This is a genomic window from Streptomyces wedmorensis (genome assembly GCF_000716445.1).
Lineage (GTDB): Bacteria > Actinomycetota > Actinomycetes > Streptomycetales > Streptomycetaceae > Streptomyces > Streptomyces wedmorensis.
The window spans coordinates 16,355-29,638 of record NZ_JNWK01000001.1; the positions used below are offsets into that span (position 1 = coordinate 16,355).

Here is a 13,284-nt window from a genome sequence, read left to right on the forward strand (position 1 = left end):
CATCCGAAGACAGCAGCCCTCCCCGCCCACAGAAAGCCGACCCCATGGCCACGCCCCTCGCCGACCCGCCCGCCCCCACCGTCGACTGGCGCCGCATCAGCAGCCTCGTCGTCGGCCAGGCCGCCGTCCAGGCGGGCAGTTTCGCGCTCCTCATCGCCATGAGCTGGACCGCCGTCCAGCTCGGCGGCCGAGGCGCCGTCACCGCCGTGACCCTCGCCGCCACGCTGCCCCGTGCGCTGCTCCTCCTCTTCGGCGGCGCCCTGACCGACATCCTCGGCCCGCGCGCCCTCCTGCTGCGCGCCACCAGCGTCCGCGTCCTCGTCCTGGTCGTGGGCACCGTCGCCACCGCCACCACGCACACCCTCTGGCCCCTGATCGTCATCGCCCTGATCGACGGCGTCCTGCTCGGCCTCACCGGCCCGGCCTCCGGCGTCCTGCTGCCCCACCTGGCACCCCAGGAGCACCTCGGGCGCGCCAACTCCCTCTTCTCCATGGTGCTGCGCCTCGCGCCCATCGCGGGCTCCCCGCTGGGCGCGTGGTTCGTGGTGGTGGGCGGGCTGCCGGCCGCGATGACGGCGGCCGCCGTCGGCTGCGCCCTCTGGCTCGGCTGCGCCGCGCACGTCACGCACGGCATGAAGCGGCCCGAGGCCGCCGCGCCGGGCGGCCCGTCGCTGCTGCGCCGCTCGGGCGACGGCTTCCGTCTGCTCGCCGCGCACCCGCGCCTGCGCTGGATGTTCGTGGCGTGCTTCGCGATGGACCTGGCCTTCCTGTGGCCGGCCGAGGTCGCGCTGCCGCTGCGCGCCGCCGACCAGGGCTGGGGCGTGGGCGCTGTCGCGTTCGTCCTCGCCGCCTTCAGCGTGGGGGCGCTCGCCTCGGCCGCGCTCGGTGCCGCGCTCGCCCACCGCATCCCGACCCACCTCAAGCTGGTGGTGACGGGCACCGGACTGGCCGTCGGCATGGGCGCGATGGCCCTCGTCCCCTCGCCGGGGCTGCTCGCCGGGGCGGCCGCCGCCGTCGGCCTGCTCTCGGGCCTCAACGGCCCGGCGCTGGTCACGGCCTATCAGCAGGCGGTGCCCGAAGGCCGGATGGGCGCCGCGATGTCGACCTTCGCGCTGTCCGGCATCGGCGCGGCGCCGCTCTCGCTCGCCGTCTTCACCCCGGTCTCGCTGCACCTCGGGGTGACCGGCACCTGGCTGCTGTGCGCCGGCCTCGCGCTGGTCTCCCCGATCGCCGCCGGCTTCGCGCTGCGCGCCGGTGCCAAGGGGAAGGCCGTCGAGCGGCGTACCGAGGACCGCATCCGTACCGCGCCGGAGACCACCGCCACGTCCGTGTGAGGCAGACATGACCACGCAGACCCCCGCACCCCCGCCCGCCCCGTACGCACCCGGGCCCGACCTCCACGTCCCTCCGCCCGACCCGTCCGTACCTCCGGCCGAGCCGTACCTCCGGCCCGGTGCCGTCCTCCTCCGTCCGTCCGCGCTCCCGCCCCTGCCCGCGGCGCCGGTGCTGCCGCCCGGTCCGCGGGCGGCCCGCCCGCAGCTCTGGCTGGTCGCCACCGAGACGCACGAGGACAGCGCCGACCGGTACGCCTCCCTCGTCCTCGACGCGGAGGAGCTGGCGCGGGCCGGGGAGTTCCGAAGGCCGGGCGACCGTGCCACGTACCTGTGCGCGCACGTCGGCCTGCGCCGGCTGCTCGGCGCCCACCTCGGCGTCGCACCGCGCGGCGTGACCGTGGAGCGGGCGCCCTGCCCCTGCTGCGGCGAGCCGCACGGGCGGCCGGTGCTCCCGGACGGGCGGTTGCACTTCTCGCTCTCCCACTGCGAGGGGATGAGCCTGATCGCCGTCGCGACCACACCGGTGGGTGTGGACATCGAGCGGATCCCGGCCCCGCACCTCGTCACCGAGCTGGCCGAGGTGCTCCACCCCGCCGAGTCCGCCGAACTGGCGGTGCTCGCCCGGGACCTTCGCCCGGCCGCCTTCGCCCGGGTGTGGACGCGGAAGGAGGCGTACCTGAAGGGGACCGGGGTCGGGCTCGGCGCCGACCCCTCGGCCGAGTACGTCGGCTCGGGCCCCGCCCCGACCGCCCCACCCGGCTGGCTCCTGGCCGACGTGGCCGTACCCTCCGGCCACCAGGCGGCGGTGGCCGTACGCCGGTGACGCCCCGCTCCCGCCCACCGTCCCCGTCCCGCCACCGGCGGGGCGGGGACGGTCGCCGACCCCGGCGTGGCGGGCACAGGGGCCCGCACCGAACGGTGACGAGGAGCCGGGGCCGGGCCGTCGGGAGTGGGGTATGCGCGGCGCATGTGTGGCGTATGTGCGGCGTATGCGTTCCGGCGGATGCCGTCAGGGGAGCGTCAGGAGGCGGCCGGGGCCGGAGCGGGCCGGGAATAGCGTCGGAGACACCCGGCCGCGACCGCGTCCGGGGACTTCGTTCCCTTCCTCGGAGGAACCCATGTCAGCTGCCTTGTACGGAGACGAGCCCGAGCCCGGAGAACAGCTCCCGGCCGGACGGCTCTGCGTGCCCGTCCGGCCGGGCGCCGGCGGGTGCGTGACCCGTCTCTTCCGCACGCCGGTCGGCGGCCGGACCGCCGTCGCGTTCACCGGCCCGGCGCGGTTGAGGGCGGTCCTGGGGGCCGCGCAGCCGTGGATCGTCCTCGCCGAACCGGCGTTGCGCGCGCTCATGGAACCGCTGGGCGTCCGCGAACTGCGGATCGACCCCGTCCTCACCGCCCGGACTCCCGAGGTCCCGGTCGGCGGCCGGTCGTCCGAGGTCCCGGCCGAGGGCACGCCCGTCGGCGTCACCGTCGGCGTCACCGTCGGAGTCGTCGACGGCGTGACGGCCGCCGGAGCGGAGTCCCTGCCCGGCTCGCGGCCGCTCGCCGGGATCGCGAACTGAAGGGAGCCCCAGCGATGACCACCCTTCCCCTGTCCGTAGTCCCGAACGACACCGCTCCCGTGACCCCGTCGGGCTCCGACCCCGCCGGGCCCCGCTCCCCGTGGCCCGCGACCACGACCGAGCGACCCCATGGTGAGGTCCTCGTCGGAGGCGTGGCCCTCAGCGAGATCGCCGAGGGCCACGGCACCCCCGTCTACGTCCTGGACGAGGCCGAGGTCCGCGGGCGGTGCCGCGCCTACCGCGCGGCCTTTCCCGAAGCGGAGATCCACTACGCGGCCAAGGCGTTCCTGTGCCGCGCCCTCGCCCACTGGGTCGAAGAGGAAGGACTCGGCCTGGACGCCTGCTCGGCCGGAGAGGTGGAACTCGCCGTGACCACCGGATTCCCGGCCGACCGGATCCTGCTCCACGGCAACGCCAAGTCGCCCCAGGACCTGGCCATCGCGCTGCGCCTCGGTGTGGGCCGCATCGTCGTCGACACCCCCGCGGAGATCGCCCGCATCGCCGCCGCCGTCGGCAGCGCGGGCCGGCAGAAGGTCATGGTCCGGGTGACACCGGGCATCAGCGCGGGCGGCCACCGCAAGATACGTACCGGCTCCGACGACCAGAAGTTCGGTCTGTCGCTCCGCGGCGGCCACGCCGAGCAGGCCATCGCCCGCGTCCTGGAGCAGCCGCGGCTCGAACTCACCGGTCTCCACTGCCACCTGGGCTCGCAGATCACGGACGTCGGGCCGTACCTGGTGGCCGTGCGCCGACTCGTCGGCCTCATGGCCAGGGTCCGCGACACCCATGGGATCGCGCTGCCGGAGCTCGACCTCGGGGGCGGCCACGGCATCGCCTACCGCCCCGGCGATCCGACGCTCGATCCGGCGAGGCTGGCGGCCGGGGTCCGCACCGCACTCGCCGAGAGCTGTGCGGCTGCCGCACTTCCCGTCCCGCGCCTGATCATCGAGCCGGGCCGCGCCGTCGTGGGCCCCGCCGGGGTCGCCGTCTACCGGGTTCTCGCGGTGAAGCGCACACCCGGGCGGACCTACGTGGCGGTCGACGGCGGGATGAGCGACAATCCGCGGCCCGCGCTGTACGGAGTGCGGTACGCGCCCCGCCTGATCGGCCGTCACTCGCCCTCCGACGCCGAGTGCGTGACGGTCGTGGGCCGCCACTGCGAGGCCGGCGACATCCTCGCCGAGGACGTGCCGCTGCCCGCCGACACCCACCCGGGCGACCTGCTCGCGGTGCCGGTGGCGGGTGCCTACCACCTGGCCATGGCCTCCTCGTACAACCTCGTCGGCCGCCCGCCCGTGGTCGCCGTGCTCGACGGCCGGTCCCGGGTCCTGGTGCGCCGGGAGACCCTGGAGGACCTCAGGGCACGGGACGTGGGCCTGCCAGTAGCTCCGCTACGAGGGCGCCCCGGCCGCACGCCGATCGCACGCACCGAACGACCCGGCCTGATCCGACGCGAATTGTCAGACAGGCCCTAGGAGCCGTCGCCCTCCGGTTCGTGGAGGGCGATCGCCCCGGAGGGGCAGACGCCCACGGCCATCCGTACGGCCGCGCGGTGGGCGGCGGGCGGCTCGGCGTGCAGCAGGAGCACGAGGCCGTCGTCGGGGTCCTGGTCGAAGACGTCGGGGGCGGTCATGGCGCACATGCCGGCCCCGATGCAGCGTTCCCGGTCGGCGGTCAGCCGGGGCGCGGTCACTTCGCGTCCCAGGTGACCGGGAGGCTCTTCACCCCGAAGATGTCCGCGGTCTCCGGGCGCAGGACGACCTCCTCGGCCGGCACCGCGAGGCGCAGGGTGGGGAAGCGGTCGATCAGCGCGCGGAACGCGACCCGCATCTCGACGCGGGCCAGCTGCTGCCCCAGGCACTGGTGGATGCCGTGGCTGAAGGCCAGGTGCCCGGCGGCCTGTCGCCGGACGTCGAGCGTGTGGGGGTCGTCGAAGCGGTCGGGGTCGCGGTTGGCGGTGTTGTAGGAGAGGAGGACGGTCGTGCCGGCCTTGACGGTCTGTCCGCCCAGCTCGACGTCTTCCAGGGCCGTCCGGTGGAAGGTCTTGGCGACGCTCAGGTAGCGCAGCAGTTCCTCGACAGCCCCGTCGGTGAGTGCGGGATCGGCGCGCAGCGCGGCGAGTTGCTCCGGGTTCCGCAGCAGCGCGAAGGTGCCGAGAGAGAGCATGTTCGCGGTGGTGTCGAACCCGGCCGCCAGGAGGATGAGGCTGATGCCCTTCAGCTCCTCGTCGGTCAGGTCGCTGTCGGTGAGTTCGCTGAGGACGTCGTCGGTGGGGTGGGCGCGCTTGGCGGCCACCAGCCGGGCGAGGTACTCCTGGGTGGCGGTGTAGGCCGCGATCAGTTCCTCGTCGCTGACCTCTCCGCCCATGAACGCGTCGATCTGCTCCTGGAAGGAAGCCCTGTCCTCGTAGGGCACGCCCAGGATCTCGCAGATGACGATGGTGGGGATGGGTTTGGCGAACGCGGTCACCAGGTCGGTCGTCGGACCGGCCTCCTCCATGGCGTCCAGGCAGTCGGCGGTGATCTGCTCGATCCGCTCGGTGAGCATCCGCATCCGCCGCACGGTGAACTTGCCCACCAGGGGCTTGCGGTAGCGGCTGTGCTCGGGGTCGTCCATGAGGAGGAACTCGCCGGGCGGCGCGGGCGGAAGCGCGAAGTCGACGACGTTCATGAGGTCCCTGCGCGAACTGAACCGCGGGTCGGCCAGGACCGCTCGCACCATGTCGTATCCGGTGATCAGCCAGCCGGGTTTTCCACCGGGATGCGTGTAGCGGCTGATGGGGCCGTGCTGCCGGGCGTCGAGCAGCTCGGCCGGCGGGTCGAAGGGGCAGCCGGTCGGGCGCTCTGTGGGCAGCGTCGTGACGGTGTGGACGGACTCGCTCACGGTCATTCCTCATCTCGCGATATGACGTGTTCGTCGGTGCTCGAACGCTACGTTGCGTTCATGATGTCGTCAATCGCAAAAATCGATAACCCAAGGTCAGGAGTGACAAGTTGATGCAATGGGTTGTAGTTAAACGCAACCGTGCGTTGCAATGAATGAAAGTGAAGGCAATGCCGGCGGAGCGCGGGCGCCTCCGCGTCACCGGTCCGTGTCATGGACGCGTGAAGAGAAGGCGACCGGGGGCAAAGAAGCCGCCAGGAACGGCGGATGACGTCCCGGTCAGGGCTCACGCTGAGCGGACACGAGTCCGAAGGAGTTCACCCGCATGACCACCCTGACAGCCGAGAAGGGCGCCGGAGAGCCCCCTGACAGCGGGGCGCGGCACAAGTTGACCGCCGTCACCGGTCTCGCCGCGTTCCCGGACGGCGGTGGCTCCTACGCGGTGGCGAAGGCCCACCTGGGACGGCGTACGAGCCTGGTCGCGGCCGGTTCGCTGGTCCTCGACTACGTCCTGGCCAAGGAGAGGTACGGCCTCCGCGAGCGCCACCAGGGCGAACTCGCCCACGCCACCTGGATCGAGTTCACCGCCCAGACCCGCATGTCGGGCGTGGACGTGGACGGACGCAAGATCCGCAAGGGCGCGACCGGTTCGGTCGCCGCGTGGGTGAAGGAGCGGGGCGGCGAGGTCGCCGAGGACGCGCAGACGCTCACGGACCGCATCTCCCAGGCCGGCGGCACCCCGCTGCTGGTGGCTCTGGAGGACGACAAGGGCGCGCGGGTCCTCGGCGTCATCCACCTGAAGGACGTCGTCAAGGAGCCGCTGGCCGTCACCGGCATCGCCCAACTGGCCATGCCGGGCAAGGCGAACGGCTCCGAGGTCACCGACGCGAGCGGGAAGGTCGTCGGCTCCGAACTCATCGGCCAGACCTACCACCTCCCGCTCAAGGACGGCGAGGAGACGGCGGAGCCGGACCTACGCTGGTTCCAGCCCCGCCCCTCCAACGGCCTGGGCACCAACTCCGTCAACACCCAGTACTCGATCATCCTGTCCGGCGCGACCAACCGTTCCGGCGACAACGCGGACCTGATCAAGTGGGTCACGGACGCCAAGGCCGCCGTGATCAAGGACAACTCGACGGCCGGCTACCAGGTGCGGCCTTCCGACGTGCCCGCCGACGCCGTCACGTCCTCCGGCTCGGGCCTGGACCCGCACATCTCACCGGAGTACGCGAAGCTCCAGGTCCACCGCGTCGCCGAGCGGAACAAGCTGACCGTCGCCCAGGTCGACGAGCTGGTCGCCGCCCACACCGACGGCCGCGTCCTCGGCTTCATCGGCGAACCCCGCGTCAACGTCCTGAAGCTCAACATCGCTCTCAAGGCGCTGGTCGCCAAGGGCTGATGTCCCCCTCGCCACGGCACAGGTGCCGGCGGTCCCGACAACGCATCGGGTCCGCCGGCCCAGGCGGGGTGTGATCCGGGTCGTCGATGCCGACGGCCCGGATCACGCCACGCCGCGGATGCGGCGGACCAGGAAGCCGCCGGCGAGGATGGCCAGGGCCGCGGCGACGTAGAGGCCGGTGTAGCCGCCGAGGTGGGCGATGATCGGCGAGGCGAGGGCGGGGGCGAGCACCTGGGGGCCGGAGTTGGCGATGTTGATGACGCCGAGGTCCTTGGCGCGGTCGGCGGCCTGGGGGAGTACCTGGGTGACCAGGGCCTGGTCGACGGCGAGGTAGATGCCGTAGCCCGCGCCGAGGACGGCCGCGGCGGCGAGGGCGGACGGCCAGGTGTGGACCAGGGCGAGCAGCAGCGCGGCGGCGGTCATGACCACGGAGCACAGGACGACGAAGCCCTTGCGGCGTCCGACGCGGTCGGACAGCGCACCGACGGGCACGGCCGTGACCGCGGCGCAGAGGGTGTAGATCAGGGTGAGGATCAGCACGCCGGTGCCCGGGTCGCCGTAGTGGACCGCGTCGGCGAGGAAGTAGAACAGGTAGAGGGTGCCGAGGGCGTTGCCGAGGTTGATCAGGAACCGGGTGAGCCAGGCCCAGCCGAAGTCGGGGTGCTGCCGCGGGCTCACCCAGAACGAGCGCGCGAAGGCGCGTGCGTCGAAGGCGGGGCGCAGCGCCCGCGGCAGCGCCGGCTCGCCGTGACACAGGACGAAGGGGAGTGCGAGGGCGACGGTGAGCACGGCCAGGGTCCCGTAGCCGGACCCCACCCCGGTGACCAGCGTCGTGGTGATCAACGCGCCGACGACCAGACCGACGGACTGCATGAGCCCGGTCCAGCCCGAGACCTGCGCCCGTTGCCTCAGCGGCACGCGGTCGGCGATCGGGGTGGTGACCCCGGCCAGCATCGCGTTCAGGCCCGCCTGAGCGAGGCACCAGCCGACGGCGACCCCCGCCACCGTGTGCTGGGAGGCGGTCACCACCAGCCCCGCCGCCCCGGCCAGCGCGCCGCCCAGGATCCAGGGCCGACGCCGCCCGAACCGGCTCGTGGTCCGGTCCGACCACGCCCCGGCGATCGGGTTGGCGAGCACCGCGACGAGCGCGCCGAGACCGGTGACGAGTGACAGCGCGGCGTTCTTGTCCTGCGGGTCGATGTGCTCCAGCTGGAGCGGCAGCAGGATCTGGATGGGCGTCATGAAGGCCATGAACACGGCGAGCGTGGCCAGCGAGAGGTTCACCGTCCAGCCGGGCTTGACCACGGCGGTGGGCTCGGCGAAGAGGACGACGGGCTCCGCCGGATCCAGACCGTCTGCCGGTCCCGCCGGTCCCGCCGGTCCCGCCGGTCCCGCCGGTCCCGCGGGTCCTGCGGGGTCTGTCGGGCCGGATGGTGCCGCTGGTCCCGCTGGTCCCGCTGGTTCCGTCGGCTCCGCCGCGTCCGCTGAGGGAGCGTGAGACATGGGGGCTCCGTCGCTCAGGACCGCTGGGAGGCGATCAGTTTGCGGTACCACTCGAAGCTCGCCCTGGGCGTGCGACGTCGTGTGGCGAAGTCGACCTCGATCAGGCCGAAGCGCTGGTGGTAGCCCTCGGCCCACTCGAAGTTGTCGAGCAGCGACCAGATGAAGTAGCCGCGTACGTCCACCCCGAGGGCCGCGGCGCGCGCGACCGCGTCGATGTGTCCGGCGAGGTAGTCGATGCGCGCCCGGTCGTCCAGTCCGGCCGGCTGTGAGCACCCGCTCTCGGTGATCCACACCGGCGGAAGGGCGTCGCCGTAGCGGGCCTTGAGGTCGGTGAGCAGCTCCGTGAGCCCGTCGGGTACGACCGGCCAGTCGAACGCCGTGCGCTGGTAGGGCTCCTGGGGCTCGGCCAGGTCGAACGGGAGCCCGGCGGTGGGATCCGCCGGGGCGGTGATCCAGGTCGGGTTGTAGTAGTTGATGCCGAGGCCGTCCAAGGGTGCGGCGATGGTGGCCAGGTCACCGTCCCGTACGAGCCCTCCCCAGTCGGGATCGGTCATGCCGTAGGCCGAGAGGTCGGGGTAGCTCCCCGCCATCAAGGGGTCGTTGAAGAGCCTGTTGTGCAGGACGTCGTAAGCCTGCGCGGCGGCCAGGTCCTTGTCCTCCTGTGCGTCGGAACGCAGGCGGACGGGTGTGCAGTTGTTGGAGATCAGCACCTGCGCGTCGGGGACGGCGGCCCGCAGCGCCTCGGTCGCGAGGCCGTGGCCGAGCAGTTGGTGGTGCGCGACGGGCAGTGCGTCGAGGAGCAGGGCGCGGCCCGGGGCGTGGACGCCGAAGCCGTAGCCGAACGACATGTGCACGAAGGGCTCGTTGAGGGTGATCCAGCGCTTGACCCGGTCGCCCAGCCGTTCCGCGGTCACGGCCGCGTACTCGGCGAACCGGTGCGCGGTCTCGCGGTTCATCCAGCCGCCCTCGTCCTCCAGGGACTGCGGCAGGTCCCAGTGGAACAGCGTGGGCGTGGGCTCGATCCCGGCGTCGAGCAGCGCGTCGACCAGCCGGTCGTAGAAGTCGAGGCCGCGCGGCTCGACCTTGCCGGCGCCGGTCGGCAGGACGCGCGGCCAGGAGATCGAGAAGCGGTACGCGTCGAGCCCGAGCCGGCGCATCAGCGCGACGTCCTCGTCGACCCGGTGGTAGTGGTCGCAGGCGACGTCGCCGGTGTGCCCGTCGCGGACCGCCCCGGGGCGCCGTACGAAGGTGTCCCAGATCGACGCGCCCTTGCCGTCCTCGTCGGCCGCGCCCTCGATCTGGTACGCGGCCGTCGATGCCCCCCAGGCGAAGTCGGCCGGGAACCGGGGGAGTCGGGTGGGGTCGGTGGAGCTGGTCGTCACAGGCACCTGCCTTCATCGCGTGATGCGCGAACTGCTCACGTACGGCCGCCGGAACGCGCGGGTCCTGGGGGCCGGCCGTCCGAGGTGGGCCGCAACATAACATGAACCGTTGTTCATGTTCTAGGGTGCGGAGAGGGGCGCGCGGGACGGGCCGCTCATTCGGGGCGGGGCCGGCCCGTGAAGCCGTGCGGCGGCGGGCGCGGGGCGTGGCGAGGACGAGCCCGGGCCCGCGGGCGGGGGCACGGGAGGCCGAGTCGGGGCCCGCGGGCGAGACTCGGGCGTGGCGAGGCCCGGGTCAGGGCCCGCCGGGGCTCACTCCGCCGCGGTCTCCAGCCGGCCGCGCAGGTCGTCCCAGTAGAAACGCAGCATCCGCTTGAGCTCTTCCACGGTCTCCAGGTCCGGCTCGCCGTCCCCCTTGAAGACCTCGTGGAGCACGGCGTTGGAGGCCCACACCACCATGCGGGTGGCGCGCCGGGCGCGTTCGCCGCCGGGCCCGCCCGTCAGGTGCTCCACGATGCGCTGGAGGCCGTCGGCGATGAGCGTGTTGCTGGCCTCGTCGGCGCGCGCGAGTTCGGGGCTCAGGTGGCGGCCGGCCCACAGGGCCATGCCGCCGGGCTGGGACCGGAAGAGGTCGGCGTAGACGTCGACCATCGTGCCGACGAGATCGGTGAGTTCACCGGAGACCGCCCGCTCGACGAGTTCGTCGATGGCGGACGCGAAGGCCAGGAGGTACCGCCGGCCGAGGGCGTCCACGACGGCGCCCTTGTCGGGATAGAACTGGTAGATGCTGCCGACCGGCGCGCCCGACTCCTCGGCGATCCGCCGCATGGTCAGCGCCTCGTATCCCTCCTGGGAGAGGATGCGGTCGGCCGCGGTGAGGATCGCCTCGACGCGGGCCCGGCTGCGAGCCTGCTGCGGCTCCCGGCGTACGCGCGGCCTCGATGCTTCCGTCACCCCACGCTCCCCGTCGTCCGTTGGGGCGAACGTAGCACGCGGCCCCGGGCGTGCCGGCGGGCGTCGAGCCGGGTGGGGTACCGGCTCGGCGCCCGCCGGAGGGTCACGCGTCGGCGAGGGCGGCGCGGGCGGCCTCCTCGGCGGTGGCGCGGTCCTCGGGGACCACGCCGATGCGGGTACGCCGGTCCAGGAGGTCCGCCGTGTCGAGGGCGCCCTCGTGGCGTACGGCCCACAGCAGTTCGGCGCCGGTGACGGGGTGGCCGGGCACGACGGGCTCGGCGAGCACGGGGTCCTCGACGCCGAGGGCGTGGACGGCCGCCGCCTCGGTGCCGTAGCGGAAGACCAGGCGGGGCGGCACGTCGAGCCCGGCGAGGGTCCGCTGTGCGGCGGCGCCGACGAGCGGGACGGACGCGGTCCTGCACGGCCCGGCGGTCAGGCCGCGGGCCGCCACGGCTGCGTCCACGGCGTCCTGCGCCATGCGGCGGTACGTGGTCAGCTTGCCGCCGACGACGGTGACGACGCCCTCGGGCGAGGCGAGCACCGCGTGCTTGCGCGAGATGTCGGCGGTGCGGCCCGACGCGTCCCGGGTGTCGAGCAGCGGCCGCAGGCCGGCGAAGGCCCCGACGACGTCGTCCCGGTGGAGGGTCACGTCGAGCGCGGAGCCCAGCACGTCGAGCAGGAAGCCGATGTCGGTCTCGGGGACCTCCGGCACGTCGGGGACGTCGCCGTCGACGGGTTCGTCGGTGAGGCCGACGTACACCCGTCCGTCGCCCTGGGGGAGGACCAGGACGAAGCGGTTGGACTCGCCGGGGATCGGGATGTGCAGGCCGGCGGAGAGACGGCCGAGGGTCTCGGAGCGCAGGACGAGATGGGTGCCGCGCGAGGGCCGCAGCCGGACGTCCTCGACGAGGCCGCCCGCCCAGACCCCGGCCGCGTTGACGACGGTCCGTGCGCGGATGCGCAGCTCCTCGCCGGTGAGCTCGTCGCGGACGAGCGCCCCGTCGCCGTGGAGTTCCAGGGCCCGGGTCCTGGTGAGGACGCGGGCGCCGTGGGCGGCGGCGGTGCGGGCGATCGCGGTCACCAGGCGCGCGTCGTCGGAGAGCCGGCCGTCCCAGGAGAGCAGTCCGCCGCGCAGGCCGACCGGGCGCAGGGCGGGGGCGAGGTGGCGGGTCTCGACGGCGGACAGCGTGCGCGGCTGCGGCAGCGTGCGGCGCGAGGTGCGGGCGGAGACGCGCAGCAGGTCGCCCGCGACGAATCCGGCGCGGGCGAGGGCGGCCTGGCCGCGGCCGACGAGCGGGGTGAGGGGCAGGACGAAGGGCTGGGCGCGGACGAGGTGGGGGGCGGTGCGCTCCATGAGGATGCCGCGTTCGACGGCGCTCTCGTGGGCGACGTCGAGCTGTCCGGACGCGAGGTAGCGCAGTCCGCCGTGGATCAGCTTGGAGCTCCAGCGGGAGGTGCCGAACGCGAGGTCGTGGGCGTCGATCGCGGCGACGCTGAGTCCGCGGGTGGCCGCGTCGAGGGCGGCTCCGGCGCCGGTGGCGCCGAGCCCGACGACGAGGACGTCGACCTGCTCGCCGTCGGCGAGCAGGGCCAGTTCGCGCCGGCGCCGCGCGGCGTCGAGCGAGGAGCCGGGCAGGGCGGTGCTGCTCGTGGGGTTCATGGGGTGAGAGTCCTCTCCAGCAGGGTGCGCAGCTCGTCGAGGAAGGCGGCTTCGCTCAGTTCGGGATCGGTCTCGTCGGCCATGGTGCGCAGCGAGAGCGTGAAGGACTGGACGACGAGCAGCAGGGACCGGGCCTGCAGGTCGGCGTGGACGCGGCGTACGGAACCGTCCTCGTGCCCGTCCTCCAGGGCCGTGACGAGCAGCCCGAGCAGGGCGTCCTGGCTGGCCCCCCGCCGGTCGAGGACGTACGGCAGCAGCAGCTCGGGGTCCACGTCGAGGATCTTCCGGAACAGCGGATGGGCCCGGAACGAGGCGACTCCCTCGACCAGCCCCTCGACGATCCGGGTGCGTTCGGGCAGGTCGTCGTCGGCGGGTGGCATGGCATCGGCGGCGACGGCGATCCACTCACGGGTCATCAGGTCGCCGACGAGGGTGCGCACGTCGGGCCAGCGCCGGTAGAGCGTCATCCGGGACACGCCGGCCCGCCGGGCGACGTCGGTGAGGGTGGTCCGCCGTACTCCGACGGCGAGCACGCAGTCGCGTGCGGCGTCGAGCACGGGATCTGCGTCCGCATGGTTGTGACGAATGGGCGTCATCTGTCACAGTG

12 protein-coding genes are annotated in these 13,284 nt (G+C 73.6%); 5 read left to right on the plus strand and 7 right to left on the minus strand.

All coding sequences use genetic code 11. The features are described 5' to 3' along the window. Nucleotides 1-44 precede the first annotated feature (44 nt). The 4 genes from OO54_RS00045 (at nt 45) to lysA (ending at nt 4,371) form a co-directional block, all read left to right on the plus strand. Nucleotides 45-1,334: an MFS transporter gene (locus OO54_RS00045; RefSeq protein ID WP_033200792.1), complete on the plus strand. Its 1,290-nt coding sequence runs from the start codon at nt 45-47 to the stop codon at nt 1,332-1,334. Nucleotides 1,335-1,341: 7 nt separating this feature from the next. Continuing rightward, a complete protein-coding gene (locus tag OO54_RS00050) occupies nt 1,342-2,157 on the plus strand; it encodes a 4'-phosphopantetheinyl transferase family protein (protein WP_033200793.1) in 816 nt (271 codons plus the stop codon). 295 nt (nt 2,158-2,452) lie between these two features. After that, entirely contained in the window at nt 2,453-2,896 is a 444-nt protein-coding gene (locus OO54_RS47005; protein ID WP_234439553.1) for an SAV_915 family protein, read from the plus strand. Nucleotides 2,897-2,910: 14 nt separating this feature from the next. Beyond that, nucleotides 2,911-4,371 (plus strand): diaminopimelate decarboxylase, encoded by a 1,461-nt coding sequence (lysA, locus tag OO54_RS00060; protein ID WP_245236708.1) that lies wholly within the window; start codon nt 2,911-2,913, stop codon nt 4,369-4,371. On the opposite strand, the gene OO54_RS00065 is transcribed toward lysA, so the two are convergent. Together OO54_RS00065 and OO54_RS00070 are read right to left on the minus strand one after the other, a co-directional pair. Continuing rightward, nucleotides 4,368-4,589, minus strand: a complete 222-nt coding sequence (locus OO54_RS00065) for a ferredoxin (RefSeq protein ID WP_033200794.1) — start codon at nt 4,587-4,589, stop codon at nt 4,368-4,370. The genes lysA and OO54_RS00065 overlap by 4 nt on opposite strands. Beyond that, nucleotides 4,586-5,779, minus strand: coding sequence for a cytochrome P450 (locus OO54_RS00070; protein WP_033200981.1), 1,194 nt, complete (start codon nt 5,777-5,779; stop codon nt 4,586-4,588). Before OO54_RS00070 ends, OO54_RS00065 begins: the two co-directional genes overlap by 4 nt. A gap of 748 nt (nt 5,780-6,527) precedes the next feature. Between OO54_RS00070 and OO54_RS00075 the strand changes: the two genes are divergently transcribed. After that, entirely contained in the window at nt 6,528-7,178 is a 651-nt protein-coding gene (locus tag OO54_RS00075; protein WP_425348017.1) for a potassium-transporting ATPase subunit C, read from the plus strand. 102 nt (nt 7,179-7,280) lie between these two features. Here OO54_RS00075 and OO54_RS00080 read toward each other — a convergent pair whose 3' ends face one another. The 5 genes from OO54_RS00080 to OO54_RS00100 all read right to left on the minus strand — a co-directional run bounded on the left by OO54_RS00080 (nt 7,281) and on the right by OO54_RS00100 (nt 13,273). After that, entirely contained in the window at nt 7,281-8,483 is a 1,203-nt protein-coding gene (locus OO54_RS00080; protein ID WP_106969958.1) for an MFS transporter, read from the minus strand. A 212-nt stretch (nt 8,484-8,695) separates the two neighbouring features. After that, a complete protein-coding gene (locus OO54_RS00085) occupies nt 8,696-10,069 on the minus strand; it encodes a GH1 family beta-glucosidase (RefSeq protein WP_051786608.1) in 1,374 nt (457 codons plus the stop codon). A 306-nt stretch (nt 10,070-10,375) separates the two neighbouring features. Then, the gene (locus OO54_RS00090; protein WP_033200796.1) at nt 10,376-11,017 is read right to left on the minus strand and encodes a TetR/AcrR family transcriptional regulator; all 642 of its coding nucleotides are present in this window, start codon (nt 11,015-11,017) and stop codon (nt 10,376-10,378) included. Between the two features lie 103 nt (nt 11,018-11,120). Then, nucleotides 11,121-12,677, minus strand: a complete 1,557-nt coding sequence (locus tag OO54_RS00095; RefSeq protein WP_033200797.1) for a glycerol-3-phosphate dehydrogenase/oxidase — start codon at nt 12,675-12,677, stop codon at nt 11,121-11,123. Next, complete coding sequence (locus OO54_RS00100) at nt 12,674-13,273, minus strand: TetR/AcrR family transcriptional regulator (protein ID WP_078904981.1); 600 nt, start codon at nt 13,271-13,273, stop codon at nt 12,674-12,676. The genes OO54_RS00095 and OO54_RS00100 overlap by 4 nt, the downstream gene beginning before the upstream one ends. Nucleotides 13,274-13,284: the final 11 nt, after the last annotated feature.

Excerpts from the sequence above, each read along its gene's own strand:
- OO54_RS00045 (WP_033200792.1), top strand. The coding sequence starts at position 45 with ATGGCCACGCCCCTCGCCGACCCGCCCGCCCCCACCGTCGACTGGCGC.
- OO54_RS00050 (WP_033200793.1), top strand. The coding sequence starts at position 1,342 with ATGACCACGCAGACCCCCGCACCCCCGCCCGCCCCGTACGCACCCGGG.
- OO54_RS47005 (WP_234439553.1), top strand. The coding sequence starts at position 2,453 with ATGTCAGCTGCCTTGTACGGAGACGAGCCCGAGCCCGGAGAACAGCTC.
- lysA (WP_245236708.1), top strand. The coding sequence starts at position 2,911 with ATGACCACCCTTCCCCTGTCCGTAGTCCCGAACGACACCGCTCCCGTG.
- OO54_RS00095 (WP_033200797.1), bottom strand. The coding sequence starts at position 12,677 with ATGAACCCCACGAGCAGCACCGCCCTGCCCGGCTCCTCGCTCGACGCC.
- OO54_RS00100 (WP_078904981.1), bottom strand. The coding sequence starts at position 13,273 with ATGACGCCCATTCGTCACAACCATGCGGACGCAGATCCCGTGCTCGAC.